This window comes from Pseudomonas sp. NPDC089395, assembly GCF_044749525.1.
GTDB lineage: Bacteria > Pseudomonadota > Gammaproteobacteria > Pseudomonadales > Pseudomonadaceae > Aquipseudomonas.
The window spans coordinates 207,143-225,988 of record NZ_JBIVID010000005.1; the positions used below are offsets into that span (position 1 = coordinate 207,143).

Sequence of the window (18,846 nt, forward strand, 5' to 3'; positions counted from 1 at the left end):
CGAAAGGGCTGCGCAGCAGCCCCAACAATCTTTGCGGCGAAGCTGAAGAACTGGGGCTGCTGCGCAGCCCTTTCGCGACACAAGGCCGCGCCTACAAAGAGCGCAGTGCCACGGGCCCGGCATTGGCCTCCACGGCACGCTTCAAATCCGGGCACAGCCCCAGCATGAACCCCGCCTCGGCCACCACGAACAACGGCCCGATGATCAACCCGCTGACATCGTCGACGAATGCCGGCTTGCGCCCTTCGTAATAGTGCCCGACGAACTGGATGATCCAGCCCACCAAGAACGCCCCCAGCCCTGCACTGAGCCACAGCGCAGTACTCTGCATCGCCAGTACCTGGCCAACCCACAGGCACAGCCCCAGCAACAGGCCCATGACCAGCCCGAAGCGCCGGTCCAGGCGCAGGTAGAACCACACCGAAGCCGTTGCGGCAAGCAACGCGGGCGAGAGCCACATGCCTGCTACGTCCCAGCCGGGGCGCGACAGCAGCACGGTCACTGCCAGCACGATCAGCGGAATGCCGACGAAGTGGGTGGCGATGTTACGCGGGTCGCGGTGGTAGGCGGCGTACTGGCTCAGGTGTTCGACGAGGGTTTTCATTGTTGTTCCTCCTTGGGCAGCCACTGACCCACTATTGCTGAGAATAGCCTGCAGCCGAACCATCATCAGTTCAGCGAATGGCAGCAGCGCGCATGGGCGCATCCAGCCCCACCAGGGTCTCGATCATCGCCCGCGCCGCCGGTGACAGGCGGTAGCCACTGCGGCTGACCACCCCGCAGCGCACACTCAGTACCTCCAGTGCCGGCGGCAGGTTGCGCCAGTGCAGGCGCACCAGACGCCCGGCGGCCAGGTCGTCGGCCACCGCCTCCTCGCTGGCGGTGCCGATGGCATCACTGGCCAGCACCACACTGCGCAGCACTGCCAGGTGTTCGGTCTGCAGGTGCGGGGTGAAGTCGCTGCGTCCGCTCAGGTTTGCCAGGCGCTTGCGCACGCCAGGGGTGAGCAGTGCGCTGGCCAGGGGATAGGCGAACAGGTCGTTGGTCGAAAGGCTGTCCTTGTTCAGCAGGGGGTGGCCTGGGCGGCAGAAGAACAGGCCCGGACGTGGGGTGAGGGGCTCGGTGTGGAAGTTGGGGTCGGCTTCGAAAGGGCGGATATCGTCGACGAAGAATTCGATCTGCTCACGGCGCAATGCCTGGCCGAGGCGTTCGCCATTGTCGACCAGCAGTGCGGTGCGGACTCCGGGATAGCGGGCGATGAAAAGCTGCAGTGCTTCTGGCACCAGGCGCGCCGCCAGTGCCGGGCCGCTGCCGAAATGCAGCTCGCCGGCGTCGAGCTTGGTCATTTGCAGCACGTCGTTGCTTAGCTGCGCGGCGCCTTGCACCAGGCGGCGAGCGTGCTGCAGCACCACCAGGCCTTCGGGGGTCGGGGGCAGGGCTTTGCTGGCGCGGTCGACCAAGGGGCAGCCGAAGGTGTGTTCGAGGCCCTGAATGGCCCGGCTGAAGGCCGGCTGGGTGATGCCCATGGCTTCGGCGGCGCGGACGAAACTGCGGTAGTCGTTGAGAGCGATGAAATAGCGCAGTTGGCGAAGGTCCATGTCGAAGCTCTGCGGCGGGGATCAGGGATCGATTTAAACGGTTACCTAATATGTCGTCAATGAAGGTTTAATTTTGTGTTTATTCGTTTTGGTTATTTGTCCTTGCGGGCCTCATCGCGGATGAATCCGCTCCTACAAAGGCCAGCGCGGTTGTTGTAGGAGCGGATTCATCCGCGATGAGGCCCGCGAGTTCAAAGCAGATTCAACGGATAACTCACAATCAACCGGTTCTCATCGAACGAATTGGTGCTGAAGTCCCGCCGCATGGTCGAGTTGCGCCATTTCACCGACAAGTCCTTGAATGACCCCGACTGCACCACATACGCAAGCTCGGTCTCGCGCGCCCACTCCTTGCCATCATCGACGCCACCGGCCGTCACATTGTCGCCCTTGATGTAGCGGTTCATCAGGGTCAGCCCAGGGATGCCGACACTGACGAAGTTGAAGTCATGGCGCACCTGCCAGGAGCGTTCCTTGGCATTGTCGAAGCTGGAGTTGTAACTGTCGTTGGCCAGGGTACCGCCGCTGGTGCCGTTGACCCGCAACCAGGCGTCGTCGCCGCTGACTTTCTGCAGGCCGACATAGAAGGTGTTGCCTTTGTAGCGTGCAGAGAGCATCGCCGAAGCCGTGCGGTTGTCCAGTTGCCCGGCGCGCTCGGCGCCGTCTTCCTTGCCGATGAAGTAACCCAGGTTGGCGCCCAGGGTCCATTCACCCAGTGGCTGGCTGTGCACCAGGTTGAGGTACTGCTGGCGATAGATGTCCTTGAGCTGGGCGTCCCACAGGCCGATCAGCGTGCGCTTGTCGTTGAACGTGTATTCACCACCACCGAAGTTGAAGCGGTCGGAGGTGAAGGCTGCGCGGCCGTTGAGCGACATGTCTTCCATGCTGGCGTCGTTGCGCGGGCTGTTGCCGCGGAACTGGCCGGCGTACAGGGTCAGGCCATCGATCTCCTTCGAGGTGAGCTGGCCGCCACGGAAGGTCTGTGGCAGCGAGCGGCCATCGTCCGAGCGCAGGATGGGCAGCACCGGCATCCACTCGCCAACCTTCAGTTCGGTCTCCGACAGCTTGCCCTTCAAGGCCACGCCAAGGCGGCCGAAGTCGTCGGCCGGGCGGCCGTCGTCGTGTACCGGCAGCAGGTGGGTGTTGGTGGTGCCTTTGCCACCGTCGAGCTTGACCGAGTACAGGCCCAGCATGTCGACACCGAAGCCGACGGTGCCCTGGGTGAAGCCCGAGCGCGCATCGAGGATGAAGCTCTGGGTCCATTCCTCGCCCTTGGCCTGGGGGTGGGCCGGGTCGACGAAGTTGCGGTTGATGTAGAAGTTGCGCAGGTTGAGGCTGGCCTTGGCGTCCTCCATGAAACCGCCTTCGGCGGCGAACACGGGGAGGGCGCAGGACATGGCCAACAGGCCGGGCAGCAGCTGGCGTGCGGGTTGCAGAGTGCTCATCGGTGGTGGATCTCTTGTTTTTATTGGCGAGCCGGTACGCTGCAGGGTGCGGGCCTGCAGGGGCGGGGCTGTTTGATGAACCAGTGCAACGTTGCGTGAGGGATGGTGCGGGGAGGGGCGGGGATGAGGCAATTCGTCGCAAGCGGAACGGGGCGATAATCGAACGGAATGTTCCAGTTGGTTAATTGTTGGTCGTGCTGGCCTCATCGCGGATGAATCCGCTCCTACAAAGGCCGCGCGGTGCCTGTAGGAGCGGATTCATCCGCGATGAGGCCAGCACAGCCCCAACAAACAAAAAGCCCACCGCGAGGGTGGGCTTGATGCTGCAGCAGAAGCATCAGCTCTTCGGCGTATCCACCGAAGCCTGCTGATTAGCCTGCCCGGTCTGCTCGTACCAACCACCGCCGAGCGCCTTGTACAGGTTGACCTCGCTGGTCAGCTGCGCCAGGCGATCGCTGATCAGCGCCTGCTGGGCACTGAACAGGTTGCGCTGGGCGTCGAGGAAGGTCAGGTTGCTGTCGATGCCGATGCGGTAGCGACGTTCAGCCAGGCGGTAGTAATCCTGGTTCGCCTGCACCAGGTCGCGTTGCGCCTGCAACTGCTCTTCGAAGGTCTTGCGCGCCGCCAGGCCATCGGAGACTTCCTGGAAGGCAGTCAGGATGGTCTTTTCGTACTTGGCGACGTTGATGTCCTTCTGGATCTTCGAGTAGTCCAGGCTGGCCTTCAGACTGCCGGCATTGAAGATCGGCAGGCTGATCTGCGGCTGGAACAACCAGGTACCTTGCCCGCCCGAGAACAGGTGGCCCATGTCCGGGCTCAGGCTACCGGCGTTGGCCGTCAGGCTGATGCTCGGGAAGAACGCAGCGCGAGCCGCGCCGATGTTGGCATTGGCGGCCTTGAGCAGGTGCTCGGCTTCCTGGATGTCCGGGCGCCGCTGCAGAATGTCCGACGGCAGGCCGGCCGGTACTTCGGCCAGTTGGTCGGCATTGAGCTCCAGCGGCGTGGCCAGGTTGGCGGGGAGGCTGGTGCCGATCAGCACGGTCAGGCTGTTGACGTCCTGGGCGACCAGGCGCTGGTACTGCGAGTACTTGACCCGAGCGCCTTCCACGGCAGTGCGTGCCTGGCTGACGTCGAGCGCCGAGGCCACGCCGACTTCGTTGCTGCGGCGGGTCAGGTTGTAGCTTTCCACGTAGGTCTTGAGGGTTTCCTCGGTCAGGCGGAACAGCGCCTGGTCGGCCTGCCAGGTGTAGTAGGCGTTGGCCACACTCGACACCAGGGCGATCTGCGTGGAGCGGCGTGCCTGCTCGCTGGACAGGTAGGTTTCCAGGGCTTGCTCGGTCAGGCTGCGCACTCGGCCGAACAGGTCCAGCTCATAGGCACTGACGCCCAGCGTGGCCGAATACTGGCTGGTGATGCCGGACTCGCCGGTTTGCGACATGTTGCCCGGAACCCGTTGACGGCTGCCGCTGCCATCGGCCGAAACGGCCGGGAACAGGTCGGCACGCTGGATGCGGTACTGGGCGCGGTAGGCGTCGAGGTTCAGCGCCGCGACGCGCAGGTCGCGGTTGTTGACCAGCGAGGTCTGGATCAGTTGCTGCAGCGCCGGGTCGTGGAAGAACTGGCGCCAGCCCTGCTCGGCGGCGGCCATGTCGGCCGACTGGGTCGGCGAGTACGCAGGGCCTTGCGGCCACTGCGCAGCCATCGGCGCTTCCGGGGTCTGGTAGTCGGGTATCAGCGAGCAGCCGCCCAGAATGAAAGCGGTTACCGCCAGGGACAACAAAGACTTGGTCATTGCCCAGCCTCATAACGTGGAGTTTCAGGGGTGGCGTCCGCATCCGGCTCTTTGCTGCCGAACAGCGACGACACAGCGACGAAGAATAGCGGTACCCAGAAGATCGCCAACACGGTGGCGCTGATCATGCCGCCGATCACACCGGTGCCGATGGCGTGCTGGCTGCCGGCGCCCGCGCCGCTGGCAATGGTCAACGGTACCACGCCGAGAATGAACGCCAGCGAGGTCATGATGATCGGGCGCAGACGCATGCGGCACGCCTCGATCGCCGCGTCATACAGGCTGCGGCCCTGTTCGTGCAGTTCCTTGGCGAATTCGACGATCAGGATCGCGTTCTTCGCCGCCAGGCCGATGGTGGTCAACAGGCCGACCAGGAAGTACACGTCGTTGGACAATCCGCGCAGGCTGGTGGCGGCCAGTGCACCGATGATACCCAGGGGCACCACCAGCACGACCGCGATCGGGATCGACCAGCTTTCGTACAGGGCTGCCAGACAGAGGAACACGAACAGTACCGAGAGGGCGAACAGTGCCGGCATCTGCGAGCCGGAGAGTTTTTCCTCGTAGGACATGCCGGTCCAGGAGAAGCCGATGCCGTCAGGCAGCTCGCCTGCGATGCGTTCCACTTCGGCCATGGCCTCACCGGTACTGTAGCCCGGCGCTGGCGCACCGAGGATTTCCATGGCCTCGACGCCGTTGTAGCGGGACAGCTTCGGCGAGCCGTAGCTCCACTCACCCTTGGCGAAGGAGGAGAACGGCACCATTTCGCCCGCACCGTTGCGCACGTACCACTTCTGCAGGTCTTCCGGGCTCATGCGAGCGTTCGGTTCGCCCTGGATGTAGACCTTCTTGACCCGACCGCGGTCGATGAAGTCGTTGACGTAGCTGGCACCGAGAGCGATCGACAGGGTGTTGTTGATGTCGGCGATGGTCACGCCCAGGGCGCTGGCACGTTCGTCATCGATGGTCAACTGGTACTGCGGCTCATCGTTCAGGCCGTTCGGGCGCACGGCGCTGAGCACCTTGCTCTGGGCGGCCTTGGCCAGGAACTGGTTGCGCGCTTCCATGAGTTTTTCATGGCCGACACCGCCGCGGTCCTGGAGGAACACGTCGAAGCCGGTGGCGTTACCCAGTTCGAGTACCGCAGGCGGGGCGAAGGCGAACACCATCGCATCGCGGAAGGTGAAGAAGTGCTGCTGGGCACGCTGGGCCAGGGCGAACACGCTGTTCTCCTTGGAGCGCTCATCCCATGGCTTGAGCATGATGAACGCCATGCCCGAGCTCTGGCCGCGACCGGCGAAGTTGAAGCCGTTGACGGTGAACACCGAGGCAACGGTATCGGCTTCGTCCGTGAGCAGGTATTCGCGCATCTGGTCGACGACCACCTGGGTACGCTCGGCACTGGAGCCGGCCGGGGTCTGTACCTGGGCGAACAGTACGCCCTGGTCTTCCTCGGGCAGGAACGCCGTGGGGATGCGGGCGAACAGCCAGATCATGCCGACCACGATCAGGGCATAGGCGAGCAGGAACGGCACCTTGTTGCGCAGGATGGTACCGACGCTGCGCTCGTAGCCTTCCACGCTGCGGTCGAAGTTACGGTTGAACCAGCCAAAGAAGCCGCGCTTGGCCACATGGTGCTCACCCTTCTTCACCGGCTTGAGCATGGTCGCGCACAGCGCTGGGGTGAAGATCAGGGCCACCAGCACCGACAGACCCATGGCCGAGACGATGGTGATGGAGAACTGCCGGTAGATCACACCGGTGGAACCGCCGAAGAAGGCCATCGGCAGCAGTACCGCCGACAGTACCAGGGCGATACCCACCAGGGCGCCCTGGATCTGCTCCATGGAACGCTTGGTCGCCTCCTTGGGCGGCAAGCCTTCCTCGGACATCACCCGCTCGACGTTCTCCACCACGACGATGGCGTCGTCCACCAGCAAGCCGATGGCCAGGACCATGGCGAACATGGTCAGGGTGTTGATGCTGAAGCCGGCCGCAGCGAGGATACCGAACGTACCCAGCAACACCACCGGAACAGTCATGGTGGTGATGACGGTGGCACGGAAGTTCTGCAGGAACAGGTACATCACCAGGAACACCAGAACCACGGCTTCGATCAGGGTGTGGATTACCCCGCTGATCGATTCGGTGACCACTGGCGTGGTGTCATATGGGAACACCGCTTTCACACCCGGCGGGAAGAACGGCTCCAGGTCGTTGACGGTCTTGCGCAGGGCTCTGGCCGTGTCGAGGGCGTTGGCACCGGTGGCCAGCTTGACCGCCAGGCCCGAGGCCGGCTTGCCGTTGAACTGGGCGCTGACGGAGTAGTTCTCGCCACCCAGGCCAACCTGGGCAACATCGCTCAGGCGTACTTGCGAGCCGTCCTTGTTGACCTTGAGCAGGATCTTCTCGAACTGCTCGGCGGTCTGCAGGCGGGTCTTGCCGATGATGGTGGCGTTGAGCTGGGTACCCGGCAAGGCAGGCAGGCCGCCGAGCTGGCCGGAGGACACCTGCACGTTCTGCGCGGCAACCGCGGTCTTGACGTCGACTGGGGTCAGCTGGAACTTGTTCAGCTTGGCCGGATCCAGCCAGATACGCATGGCGTACTGCGCACCGAACACCTGGAAGTCACCGACACCGGCAGTACGCGAGATCGGGTCCTGCATGTTGGAGACGATGTAGTTGGCCAGGTCGTCCTTGGTCATGCTGCCGTCTTCGGACACCAGGCCGATCACCAGCAGGAAGTTCTTCACTGCCTTGGTGACACGGATACCTTGCTGCTGCACTTCCTGCGGCAGCAGCGGGGTGGCCAGGTTCAGCTTGTTCTGCACCTGGACCTGCGCGGTATCAGGGTTGGTGCCCTGCTCGAAGGTGGCGGTAATGGTCATGCTGCCGTCGGAGTTGCTCTCCGAAGACACATAACGCAGGTTGTCGATACCGTTGAGCTGCTGCTCGATGACCTGCACCACAGTGTCCTGCACGGTTTGCGCCGAAGCGCCCGGGTAGGTCACGGAGATGGCGATGGCCGGTGGGGCGATGCTCGGATACTGGTTGACCGGCAACTTCAGGATCGACAAGGCGCCGACCAGCATGATCACCAAGGCGATCACCCAGGCGAAGATCGGGCGATCGATAAAGAACTTCGACATGGTTTACTCCGCTTTGGCGTCTGCTTTGGCCGCGTTGGCCTGATCAGCGCCGGCCGGCTTCTTGACGTTGGTGGCATCGCTGACCTTGACCTCGACACCTGGGCGCACGTACTGCAGGCCTTCGGTGATCAGGCGGTCGCCCGGGTTGAGGCCTTCCTCGATCAGCCAGTCGCTGCCAAGGGTGCGGCTGGCCTTGAGCTGGCGCAGTTCGACCTTGTTCTCCTGGTTGACCACCATCGCGGTAGGGGCACCTTTGAGGTCACGGGTCACGCCCTGCTGTGGGGCAAGGATGGCGTTGCTGTTGACCCCGGCCTTGAGCCGCGCATGCACGAACATGCCCGGCAGAAGCGTGTGCTCGGGGTTGGGGAAGATAGCGCGCAGGGTCACGGAACCGGTGGTCTCGTCGACCGCGACTTCCGAGAACTCCAGGCGGCCTTCCTGCCTGAACAGGCTGCCGTCTTCCAGCACCAGCTGTACGGACGCTGCGTTGTTGCCGGCCTTCTGCAGTTGACCACTTTCCAGGTCACGGCGCAGCTTGAGCAGCTCGGCGGTGGACTGGGTGACATCGACGTAGATCGGGTCGAGCTGCTGAATGGTGGCCATGGCGTTGGTTTGGCCGTTGCTCACCAGCGCACCTTCGGTGAACGAGGAACGGCCGATACGACCGCTGATCGGCGCCAGCACCTTGGTGTAGCGCAGGTCGATCTGCGCGCTCTTGAGCGAAGCCTCGGCCTGCAATCGTTTGGCATTGGCGTCGTCGTATTCCTGCTTGGAGACAGCTTGCTCGTCGATCAGCTGCTTGTAGCGTTCGGCCAGAGAACGGGTCGCTTGCAGGTTGGCCTGGGCGTTAGCCAGGTTGGCCTCGTACACCGCGGGGTCGATCTGGTACAGCTGCTGGCCTTCCTTGACCTCGCTGCCTTCCTTGAACAGGCGCTTGAGAATGATGCCATTGACCTGTGGCCGCACTTCGGCGACGCGATAGGCACTGGTGCGCCCCGGCAGTTCCGAGGTCAGGGTGAAGGATTGTGGTTGCAGGGTGACGACGCCGACCAGAGGAGCCTGCGCTGCGGGCGCGGCTTCTTCTTTCTTGCAGCCACTTAGCAGGGTTGCCAGGGCGACGGCGGAAACCAGAGCGGTAACGGCTGGCTTGAATTGCATGAGGATCCTCGGGTCGCTAGAGCAGGGAAACGCTCAAGAGTAATGGATGAGTCTTGTCGGAAAGAAACTATCCGGTGGATAAGTAGCTTACTAACGAATATACTTACATTCACGGTTGTTTGTAAATAGCGCTGGGTGGTAGCCAACGACTACCTCAGCCTTCGATTAGCCCATCCGGCAGGCACCCTGCAGAAGTGCCACCGGCGGATTTCCCGCAGGCGCTGCATGCGGGCCCAGATGAGGTCGTACTGCCATGGTCCGTCGAACCAAAGAAGAAGCCCAGGAGACGCGCGTCCAAATTATCGAGGCCGCCGAAAGGGCCTTCTACAACCGTGGGGTCGCGCGCACCACACTGGCCGAAATCGCCGAACTGGCGGGCGTTACTCGCGGGGCTATCTACTGGCACTTCAACAACAAGGCCGAGCTGGTGCAGGCCTTGCTCGACAGCCTGCACGAAACCCATGACCACCTGGCGCGCGCCAGTGAAAGCGAGGACGAACTGGACCCGCTTGGCTGCATGCGCAAACTGCTGCTGCAGGTGTTCAACGAGCTGGTGCTCGACGCCCGAACCCGGCGTATCAACGAAATCCTGCATCACAAGTGCGAGTTCACCGACGACATGTGTGAAATTCGCCAGCAGCGCCAGGGGGCGGTGCTGGACTGCCACGAAAGCATTACCTTGGCGCTTGCCAATGCCGTGCGCCGTGAGCAGTTGCCTGCCGAGCTTGACGTTGAGCGCGCGGCGGTAACCTTGTTTGCCTATGTAGATGGTCTGATCGGGCGCTGGTTGCTGCTACCGGACAGCTTCGACCTGCAGGGCGATGCCGAACAATGGGTCGACACCGGGCTGGATATGCTGCGCTTGAGCCCCGCGCTGCGCAAATGACACTTTGTTAAGGATTGTGAGGAAGTGTTTACCTTATTTATTAAGTAGGCATTAAAGCCGGCTCCTGTGGGAGCCGGCTTGCCGGCGATTGGGGCGCAACGCGCCCCCAAGAATCTTACCGCCCCCGCAACTGCCGGTCTGGCAACGCCAACGCTGCCAACAACCCCACCAAGGCCACCGCAGCGCTGCCCATCAGCAGATGACGGAACGTTTCCAGCAGCCGGGCCTGCATCGCAGGCTCCGGCTGACCCGCCTGCAAACTCCCCAGCAACGGGTTACCCAGCACTTCAAGCCCACCCTGATGCAGCAGTGCCAGCAGCAGGCTGGACATACAGGCCACACCCATGGCCCCGCCGAGCGAGCGGAACAGGTTGGTGGTGCTGGTGGCCACCCCGATGTCCTTGATGTCCACTGCGCTTTGCGTGCCCACCAATGAAGTCGGGAACTGCAAGCCACAGGCGATACCGGTCAGCAGCATGAACACGCCGCTGAGCAGCTCGGACTGCGGTGGCGTGATGGCCATGGCGAAGATGGCTACCGGCATCAACACGGCGCCGGCAACGATCTGCGGCTTGTAGCGTCCGGTGAAACTGGTCATGCGCCCGCCGGTGAAGGCGCCTATGGGCAACCCGATGGCCAGCGGCAGCAGGTGCAGCGCGGCGCTGTCGGCACCGGCGCCGGTAATGCCCTGGAAGCGCAGGGGCATCAGCATGGTCAATGAGATCGACTGGAAGCTGGCGAAGAAAATCACCCCCCAGCACAACACGGCAACCCGGTTGCCGAACAGTTCGAGCGGCAGCAATGGCTCCTGGCAGCGACGTTCATGGCTGATGAACAACACCAGGCCAATCCCGGCGCAGCTGAACAGCGCCAGCACCGGCGCCGCGTTCCACGCCTGGCCCTGGCCGACCAGCGTGATGCCCAGCAGCAGGCTGCCCAAGCCGATGATCAGCAACAGGGCGCCCACGTAATCCACCTTGGCGCTTCGGCGCTGCACCGGCATCCCGGCCAGGGCCCGACGAATGGCCCACAAGGCGACCAGCCCCAGTGGCAGGTTGATCCAGAATACCCAGCGCCAGGACAGGTACTCGGTCAGCCAGCCGCCAAGCACCGGCCCGGCCACGCTGGCCACGGCGTACATGCTGCTGAAATAGCCCTGGTAGCGGCCACGCTCGCGCGGCGGCACGAACTCGCCGATGATCGCCTGGCTCACCGACACCATGCCACCCGCGCCAATGCCTTGCAGCACCCGCGCCAGTACCAGCTGCTGCATGTCCTGGGCCAGTGCGCAGGCGATCGACGCCAGGGTGAACAGGCCGATGCCGGTGAGGATCATGCGTCGCCGACCATACAGGTCACCCAGCTTGCCGTAGATCGGCACGGCCACGGTCATCGCCACCATGTAGCCGGAAATCACCCACGCCAGCAGGCCGACATCGTTGAACTGGGCCGAGATGGCGGGCAATGACACGGCGACGATGGTCTGATCGAGGGCGCCAAGGAAGATCGCCAGCATCAAGGCGGTAAGGACGTTGCGCAGGACGGTGGGGGGTAGGGCGGCGGTCACGAGGCTTACCTTGGCTGGGCGGGCGCGATTGGCAAGGATTGTAACCTGACTTAGGTAGCTTCCTATGTACTATCTGCATCGCCTATGCAAGATCGGCATTGGCGCATTCATCCAGTGCTGCATGGCCGCGTGATATCGTGGCTTTACCGCAGAGGCTGAAATCCGGGGCTTGCACCAGCGTGGTGCACTACAAAGCCGCCGGTTTTTCCTGTCGCTGTCTCCCACACCTTTTATTCCTCTGCCTGCATGTCGAGCATGACCGCCCAGATGGCGACGGTTGGAACAGGTCAGGTAGACCCGATTCAGGGGTCGGTAGCAACCGTTCTATTTTTTACCTATTTGCGGAGTGATCATGCCCAGGGCTTCCCATCAAGATTTGCGTATTGCCTTCCGCGAGCTGCTCGCTTCAGGTTCCTGCTATCACACCGCGTCCGTGTTCGACCCGATGTCGGCGCGCATTGCTGCCGACCTGGGTTTCGAAGTCGGCATTCTTGGCGGTTCGGTCGCGTCCTTGCAGGTGCTGGCGGCGCCAGACTTCGCCCTGATCACCCTGAGCGAATTCGTCGAGCAAGCCACCCGCATTGGCCGTGTGGCCCAGCTGCCGGTGCTGGCCGATGCCGACCATGGCTACGGCAATGCGCTCAATGTAATGCGTACGGTCACCGAGCTTGAGCGTGCCGGCGTGGCTGCGCTGACCCTCGAAGACACCCTGCTGCCAGCCCAGTTCGGGCGCAAGTCCACCGACCTGATCCCGGTCGAAGAGGGTGTCGGCAAGATCCGCGCAGCCCTGGAGGCGCGGGTGGATTCCTCGCTGTCGATCATTGCCCGGACCAACGCCGGCGTGCTCACCACCGAAGAAATCATCGTGCGCACCCAGAGCTACCAGAAAGCCGGCGCCGACGGCATCTGCATGGTCGGGGTGAAGGACTTCGAGCAGCTGGAGCAGATCGCCGAACACCTGACGGTGCCGCTGATGCTGGTGACCTACGCCAACCCCAGCCTGCGCGACGACGAGCGCCTGGCACGTCTGGGCGTGCGTATCGTGGTCGATGGCCACGCCGCGTATTTTGCCGCGATCAAGGCCACCTACGACTGCCTGCGCCTGCAGCGTGGCCAGCAGAACAAATCGGAAAACCTCAGTGCCACCGAGCTCTCGCACACCTACACGCAGCCTGAAGACTACATCCGCTGGGCCAAGGAATACATGAGCGTCGAAGAGTGACGGGCGGGGCGCCGTTCAGCCCATGGACGGCGCTCGAAGGCTAGCGATCCCACTCGGGCTCCTCGGTGAACCGCTGCGCTAGAAAGTCCAGCATGCTGCGCAAGGTCGCCGGCATGTGCTTGCGCGAGGTGTATACCGCATTCAGGCATTACACCCTGGGCAAGGATCATTTGCTGATCGGGGCTGAAGGCAAGAGCTGGATCAGCTTTGCCGACTATGCCATCGCCATGATCGATGAGCTGGAAAAGCCGGCGCACTCGCGGCAGCGGTTTACTGTCGGGTATTGAGCGCCGGTAGTTTGCCCTTGCCCTTGCCCCTGACCTTGTGGGAGTCGGCTCCCACAAGGTGGGCGTTAATTTTTAGATGAGGTGCACCTGAGAGGCCCTCACTGTTCCGCCCGGCTCTGCAACCAATCCATCAACTCGACCAGCCCGGGCGGCACATTCCTCGCCTGGCAGGCCAGGTAATAGCCCTTGCCTGTCAGCACCTTGAGCCCGAACGGCATGCACAGCCTGCCGCTTTTCAGGTCGTCGCCAATCAATGCCCAGTCGCCAATGGCCACCCCGGTCCCTTGCGAGGCCATCGCCATGGCCATGTCCAGGGTTTCGAAATGCTGCCGGGGCCCCAGCGCATCGTGGATCGCCCCGGCGGCCTGCAACCACAGGCGCCAGTCGTGCTCGTCACGCGAGGGGTGCAGCAACATGTGGCGCTTGAGGTCGTCGATCGCCTTCAACGGCACCGGCCCCATCAGCAGCGATGGCGCGCACACGGGGGTGAGTTGCTCATCGAACAGCTTGCGCACATGCAGCCCGTGGTTCGGCGCATCACCATAGACCACCGCCGCATCGAAGCCTTCGCGACGAAAATCCACGCCATGCTGCACCGTGGTGGTGAGCTCCACGGGTACGTCCGGGCGCAGTGCCTGCCATTCCATCAGCCGTGGCAGCAGCCAGCGCATCACGCAGGTCGGCGCCTTGAGCTGCAAGGTGGCGCTGCGCCCACCCACTTCGCGCACGCCTTGTTCGATCAAGGCGAACACCTGCTGCACCCGCGGCAGCCAGTCCTGACCTTCGCGGGTCAGGCTCAGGCCGCGGGCCTGACGCTGGAACAGGGCATACCCCAGGTGCTCCTCGAGCCCGGCGATCTGCCGGCTGACCGCACCCTGGGTGATATGCAGCTGCTGCGCGGCACGGGTGAAATTGCAGTGCTGTGCAGTGACCAGGAAGGTGTGCAGGGCGGGGAGAGGGGGAAGGCGTTTCATCGTGACGAGCCATGATTACAGGACATGGCTAGTATGTGTTTTTTTGCATTGTGGCGATAGCCGTGCCTTGGGTCCAATGAGCGCAGTTTTTCAACAAGATGCAAGGTGAAACCCATGGCAACCTGCGGCGAAGTACTGGTCAAACTCCTTGAAGGCTATGGCGTGGACCATGTCTTCGGCATTCCCGGCGTGCACACTGTGGAGCTGTACCGAGGCTTGGCGGCTTCGTCCATTCGCCACATCACCCCGCGCCACGAGCAGGGTGCTGGATTCATGGCTGATGGATACGCCCGAACCCGCGGTAAACCGGGCGTGTGCTTCATCATCACCGGCCCCGGCATGACCAACATCACCACCGCCATGGGCCAGGCCTATGCCGATTCGATCCCGATGCTGGTGATTTCCAGCGTGCAGTCGCGTGACCAGCTGGGCGGTGGCCGTGGCAAGTTGCACGAGCTGCCCAACCAGGGCGCGTTGGTGGCGGGTGTGGCGGCCTTCTCGCAGACGCTGATGAGCGCCGACGACTTGCCGCAGGTGCTGGCTCGCGCCTTTGCCGTGTTCGATGGCGCGCGGCCGCGCCCGGTGCATATCGAGATCCCGCTGGATGTGCTGGTGGAGCCGGCCGACCACCTGCTGCCGGGCCGTCCGGTGCGCAGCAGCCGCGCAGGCGCCGCACCGCACGCCGTGGCGCGCATGGCAGAACGCCTGGCCAAGGCACGCAAGCCGCTGATCCTGGCCGGTGGTGGCGCATTGAACGCGGGTTCGCCCTTGGCGCGCCTGGCCGAGCATTTGCAGGCCCCGGTGGCATTGACGATCAATGCCAAAGGCTTGCTGCCGGCCGGTCACCCGCTGCAAATCGGCTCGACCCAATCGCTGGTCGCCACCCGGGCACTGGTGGCCGAAGCCGACGTAGTCCTGGCGATCGGCACCGAGCTTGCCGAAACCGACTATGACGTGACCTTCAAGGGTGGCTTCGAGATTCCTGGCAGCCTGCTGCGGGTGGATATCGATCCGGACCAGACCGTGCGCAACTACCTGCCGGAGCTGGCCCTGGTGGCCGATGCCGAACTGGCTGCGCAGGCCTTGTTCGACGCGTTGCAGGATCTGCCAGCGCCGGTGCGCGACGGCAATTGGGGCGCGGTGCGTGCGCAGCGTCTGCGTCAGTCGCTGGCGGCGAGCTGGGATCAGCCGACCCTGAGCCAGACCCGCCTGCTGACCAGCATCCTGGAGCGTTTGCCGAATGCCGTCTTGGTAGGGGACTCGACCCAGCCGGTCTACACCGGCAACCTGACCCTGGACATGGACCAGCCGCGCCGCTGGTTCAACGCCTCGACGGGCTACGGCACCTTGGGGTATGCGCTGCCTGCAGCGATGGGCGCCTGGCTGGGCAGCGCCGAGCGCATCGCCGAGCGTGCGCCAGCGGTGTGCCTGATCGGCGATGGCGGCTTGCAATTCACGCTGCCGGAGCTGGCCAGTGCGGTGGAGGCACAAGTGCCGCTGATCGTGCTGCTGTGGAATAACCAGGGGTATGAGGAGATCAAGAAGTACATGGTCAACCGTGCCATCGAGCCGGTTGGGGTGGATATCCATACCCCGGACTTCATTGGTGTGGCCAAGGCGCTGGGGGCTGAGGCCGAGCATGTTGGCGATGTGCAGCAATTGCAGGCGGCGCTGGGGCGGGCGGTGGAACGCAAGGGGCCGACCCTGATCGAGGTTGACCAGAACCAGTGGCAGGCGGTGGTCGCAGGCTGACGATCAGTCCACGATCCCTGTGGGAGCCGGCTTGCCGGCGATAGGGCCGGAGCAGACAAAAGCCCGCAGTCTGATAGTCCAAGGAACAACATTGTCGCCTTGAGTTGGCTGTTCGGGCCTCTCGCCGGCAAGCCGGCTCCCACAGGGGGCGGTGCAGGCCAGTCAGCCAGCACTGGCCCGCAATCGAGCGACATCGCGGATCGGCGGCGCGCCATACAGTCGGCTGTACTCGCGGCTAAACTGCGAAGGGCTTTCATACCCCACCCGGTAGCCCGCCACCGCCGCTTCCAGCCCGTCATTGAGCATCAGCCGCCGCGCTTCCTGCAGGCGCAGCTGCTTCTGGTACTGCAACGGGCTCATCGACGTCACCGCCTTGAACCGATGGTGCAAGGTCGAGGTGCTGAGGTTCACCTCCCGAGCCAGGTCCTCGATGCGCAGCGGTTGCTGGAAGTTCTGGTTGAGCCAGGTGATCGCCTGGCATACCCGGTGGGTCTGGCTGTTGGCCAGGGCAATCTCATACAAGCGGTACCCTTGGGGGCCGCGCAGCAGGCGGTAGAGAATTTCCCGGCGAATCAGCGGCGCCAGCATGCCGATGTCACGCGGTGTGTCGAGCAGGCGAACCAGGCGCAACAGGGCGTCCAGCAGCTGTGGATCGGTCCGTTCCACATACAGGCCGCGACCGGAGGGCAGGTTGGGCACCAGCATCGGCCCGCTTTCGGCAATCAACTGACTGATCTCGGCCGGGTCAAGGTCCAGGCGCAGCCCCAGGCTGGGGTTCTGGGGGCTGGCATCGAGCTTCACGCCGCTCAACGGCAAGGTCACCGACACCACCATGTAATGCAACGGGTCGTAGGCGTATTGCTCATCGCCGAGAAACAGGCTCTTGCTGCCCTGGGCCAGGATGCACAGGGCCGGTTGGGCCAAGGTCGGCACGGCGCGGACATTTTCCGTGTAGCGCACCAGGTACAGCGCGTCGATGGCCGAAGCCGGGCCGTGGGGCTCGCCAGCATGCCGGACGATCAGTTCGGCGAGTTCCTGGCGTTGCACTTCCAGGGTCGGATCGATGGACGGGGCTGTGGTCATGATGGCGCTCCTCTGCAGACCGTCGCAGCATAGGTTTGGGCAATGGCGGGCGCTAGTCGAATGCTGCACGTCGATTGCCTGATCCTGCCGCGCGGCAGAATCAGGCAATCGACGTGCAGTAATAGCCTAACGCGCCGCGCGGGCAAGCCCCTAACCTTGGCAACCTGGTTATCCGCCCGTGTGCTTCAAGGAGATCGTGCAATGACCCTACGACAACCGGTCACCCATTTGGCTTTCATCCGCGCCAGCAGTGGTCGTTCGGCCGAGCTCGGTGCGCGCCTGCGCGACCTGCTGGAGCCCTCGTTGCGCACGCCTGGCTGCCTGAGTTTCAGCGTGCAGCGCTCGCAGGCCGATGCCGACCTGTGGCTGCTCAGTGGCAGCTGGTGCGATCAGCAGGCGATGAGCGGCTATTTTGCTTCGCCGACCTTGGACGTGTTCGGCGAACTGGTCCAGGCCCAGGTCGTCAGTAGCCTGGACCTGCACACCTTCGATTGAATGCCGAGCCGCACGGGGTAGAATGCCGCCCCTCGATCAACGACGCGGATAGCGACATGGCACGTAAAGAATTCCCGCACTTCGAAGCGGTTTCGGCGATAGTCCCGGTGGAAGGCGGTGGCTACAACGCCGCCATCGCAGTCAAGGCCCTGAACATGGGCGGTGCGCCGCGCTTTCACAAGGTGCTCGATGGCCAGGTGTTCAAGAGCGCCGTGGCGGCCGATGAGGCCGCCTGCGCCGAGCTCGAACGCCTCAATGGCGTTGGCGAGGAAGGCGAACTGGTCTGGTGATCAGACCTGGGGCCTTCTCATCTTGAACAGATTGCCCAGTTCGAAGTAGTCCGCCGGGCCACCACCTCGCAGGATCGGCTCGGCGGCGACGGTATCGTAGATGCCGTCCTTGAGCAGGTGTTCGGCGATGTGCACCGCTACCACCTCGCCGAGGATCAGCCAGCTCGGCACCGGCGCCTGGTCGGCCCGCTTGAGCTGGACGATCTGGCTAACCTTGCACTCGAACGCCACCGGCGTTTCGCCCACCCGTGGCACCTTCACCAGGCGCGATGGGGTGGCCGTCAACCCGCTCAGCTCGAACTCGTTCACTTGCGCCGGCACGGCTGCGCAGCTCTGGTTCATGGCCTCGGCCAAGGGGCGGGTGGCCAGGTTCCAGACGAACTCGCCGGTCTGCTCGATATTGTTCAGGCTGTCTTTGCGCCCGACACTGCAGAAACCGATGATCGGCGGGATGTAGTTGAAGGCGTTGAAGAAGCTGTAGGGCGCAAGGTTCAGGCGGCCTTCGCGGTCCTGCGAGGAGATCCAGCCGATCGGGCGTGGGCCGACGATGGCATTGAACGGGTCGTGGGGCAGGCCGTGGCCTTTGGTGGGTTCGTAGTAATACATCTGTCGGGCTTGCTGGCCCTACCTCCTGGTGGACAAGGCGCCTAGTGTGCCAAGCCTGAGCCCGCCTGGAAATGATCGAGCCCGGCCGAGGCCGGGCTGGTTGCACGCATCAGGGATCAACTGATGCGGTGAGCGTTGGTGCGATCGAAACCATCTTCGGCGAAACGTTGGCCACCGGTGCGGTCGAAGCCGTCTTCGGCGAAGCGTTGGCCGCCGGTACGGTCGAAGCCGTCTTCTGCGAAGCGTTGGCCGCCGGTACGGTCGAAGCCATCTTCTGCGAAACGTTGGCCACCGGTACGGTCGAAACCGTCTTCAGCGAAACGTTGTGCACCGGTACGGTCGAAACCGTCTTCAGCGAAACGTTGTGCACCGGTACGGTCGAAACCATCTTCCGCGTAGGTGGCAGCTTGGCTCTGGGCGGCTGCGAAGGTGTGGGCATTGGTGCGGTCGAAGCCATCTTCGGCGAACGCGCCAGTTGCGAAAACCGAGAAGGCCAGGCTGAGGATCAGTTTGTTTTTCATGGTCGTTGCTCCGTTGGGTTC

The 18,846-nt window shown here is 63.5% G+C and carries 16 protein-coding genes and 2 pseudogenes; 6 read left to right on the forward strand and 12 right to left on the reverse strand.

Annotated features, from left to right (window positions below; genetic code table 11):
* Positions 1-91 precede the first annotated feature (91 nt).
* From ACIPZG_RS13815 to ttgA, 6 genes are all read right to left on the reverse strand, one after another.
* On the reverse strand, positions 92-604 hold the full coding sequence (locus tag ACIPZG_RS13815) for a DUF962 domain-containing protein (RefSeq protein ID WP_400714492.1): 513 nt from the start codon (positions 602-604) through the stop codon (positions 92-94).
* A gap of 70 nt (positions 605-674) precedes the next feature.
* The gene (locus ACIPZG_RS13820; protein WP_400714494.1) at positions 675-1,598 is read right to left on the reverse strand and encodes a LysR family transcriptional regulator; all 924 of its coding nucleotides are present in this window, start codon (positions 1,596-1,598) and stop codon (positions 675-677) included.
* 191 nt (positions 1,599-1,789) lie between these two features.
* The gene (locus ACIPZG_RS13825; RefSeq protein ID WP_400714497.1) at positions 1,790-3,043 is read right to left on the reverse strand and encodes an OprD family porin; all 1,254 of its coding nucleotides are present in this window, start codon (positions 3,041-3,043) and stop codon (positions 1,790-1,792) included.
* Between the two features lie 337 nt (positions 3,044-3,380).
* Positions 3,381-4,835 carry an AdeC/AdeK/OprM family multidrug efflux complex outer membrane factor gene (locus ACIPZG_RS13830; protein WP_400714500.1) on the reverse strand — a complete coding sequence of 485 codons (1,455 nt, stop codon included), beginning with the start codon at positions 4,833-4,835 and terminating at the stop codon, positions 3,381-3,383.
* Positions 4,832-7,984: a multidrug efflux RND transporter permease subunit TtgB gene (gene ttgB / locus ACIPZG_RS13835; RefSeq protein WP_008097163.1), complete on the reverse strand. Its 3,153-nt coding sequence runs from the start codon at positions 7,982-7,984 to the stop codon at positions 4,832-4,834. The genes ACIPZG_RS13830 and ttgB overlap by 4 nt, the downstream gene beginning before the upstream one ends.
* Before the next feature lie 3 nt (positions 7,985-7,987).
* On the reverse strand, positions 7,988-9,142 hold the full coding sequence (gene ttgA / locus ACIPZG_RS13840; protein WP_400640699.1) for a toluene efflux RND transporter periplasmic adaptor subunit TtgA: 1,155 nt from the start codon (positions 9,140-9,142) through the stop codon (positions 7,988-7,990).
* A 253-nt stretch (positions 9,143-9,395) separates the two neighbouring features.
* Between ttgA and ACIPZG_RS13845 the strand changes: the two genes are divergently transcribed.
* The gene (locus ACIPZG_RS13845; RefSeq protein WP_400714503.1) at positions 9,396-10,028 is read left to right on the forward strand and encodes a TetR family transcriptional regulator; all 633 of its coding nucleotides are present in this window, start codon (positions 9,396-9,398) and stop codon (positions 10,026-10,028) included.
* A 115-nt stretch (positions 10,029-10,143) separates the two neighbouring features.
* Here the strand turns inward: ACIPZG_RS13845 and ACIPZG_RS13850 are convergent, their stop codons facing one another.
* The gene (locus ACIPZG_RS13850) at positions 10,144-11,595 is read right to left on the reverse strand and encodes an MDR family MFS transporter (RefSeq protein WP_400714506.1); all 1,452 of its coding nucleotides are present in this window, start codon (positions 11,593-11,595) and stop codon (positions 10,144-10,146) included.
* 352 nt (positions 11,596-11,947) lie between these two features.
* On the opposite strand from ACIPZG_RS13850, the gene ACIPZG_RS13855 reads away from it, so the two are divergent.
* Positions 11,948-12,817 carry an oxaloacetate decarboxylase gene (locus tag ACIPZG_RS13855; protein WP_400714509.1) on the forward strand — a complete coding sequence of 290 codons (870 nt, stop codon included), beginning with the start codon at positions 11,948-11,950 and terminating at the stop codon, positions 12,815-12,817.
* A gap of 40 nt (positions 12,818-12,857) precedes the next feature.
* Here ACIPZG_RS13855 and ACIPZG_RS13860 read toward each other — a convergent pair.
* Positions 12,858-12,962: pseudogene (locus tag ACIPZG_RS13860) on the reverse strand (LysR family transcriptional regulator); the annotation flags it as partial.
* A gap of 1 nt (position 12,963) precedes the next feature.
* Here ACIPZG_RS13860 and ACIPZG_RS13865 point away from each other — a divergent pair.
* Positions 12,964-13,104, forward strand: a pseudogene (locus ACIPZG_RS13865) (NAD(P)-dependent oxidoreductase); the annotation flags it as partial.
* Between the two features lie 98 nt (positions 13,105-13,202).
* Here ACIPZG_RS13865 and ACIPZG_RS13870 read toward each other — a convergent pair.
* A complete protein-coding gene (locus tag ACIPZG_RS13870) occupies positions 13,203-14,078 on the reverse strand; it encodes a LysR substrate-binding domain-containing protein (protein WP_400714511.1) in 876 nt (291 codons plus the stop codon).
* Between the two features lie 114 nt (positions 14,079-14,192).
* Between ACIPZG_RS13870 and ACIPZG_RS13875 the strand changes: the two genes are divergently transcribed.
* Entirely contained in the window at positions 14,193-15,830 is a 1,638-nt protein-coding gene (locus ACIPZG_RS13875) for a 5-guanidino-2-oxopentanoate decarboxylase (RefSeq protein ID WP_400714514.1), read from the forward strand.
* Between the two features lie 162 nt (positions 15,831-15,992).
* On the opposite strand, the gene ACIPZG_RS13880 is transcribed toward ACIPZG_RS13875, so the two are convergent.
* Entirely contained in the window at positions 15,993-16,913 is a 921-nt protein-coding gene (locus ACIPZG_RS13880; protein ID WP_400714517.1) for an AraC family transcriptional regulator N-terminal domain-containing protein, read from the reverse strand.
* Between the two features lie 201 nt (positions 16,914-17,114).
* Between ACIPZG_RS13880 and ACIPZG_RS13885 the strand changes: the two genes are divergently transcribed.
* Entirely contained in the window at positions 17,115-17,408 is a 294-nt protein-coding gene (locus ACIPZG_RS13885; RefSeq protein ID WP_400640718.1) for a putative quinol monooxygenase, read from the forward strand.
* Positions 17,409-17,464: 56 nt separating this feature from the next.
* Entirely contained in the window at positions 17,465-17,698 is a 234-nt protein-coding gene (locus ACIPZG_RS13890) for a hypothetical protein (protein ID WP_008094395.1), read from the forward strand.
* Here ACIPZG_RS13890 and ACIPZG_RS13895 read toward each other — a convergent pair whose 3' ends face one another.
* Positions 17,699-18,304, reverse strand: coding sequence for a flavin reductase family protein (locus ACIPZG_RS13895; RefSeq protein ID WP_400714520.1), 606 nt, complete (start codon positions 18,302-18,304; stop codon positions 17,699-17,701). It abuts the gene before it with no gap.
* Positions 18,305-18,420: 116 nt separating this feature from the next.
* A complete protein-coding gene (locus tag ACIPZG_RS13900) occupies positions 18,421-18,825 on the reverse strand; it encodes a heme utilization protein (protein ID WP_400714523.1) in 405 nt (134 codons plus the stop codon).
* Positions 18,826-18,846: the final 21 nt, after the last annotated feature.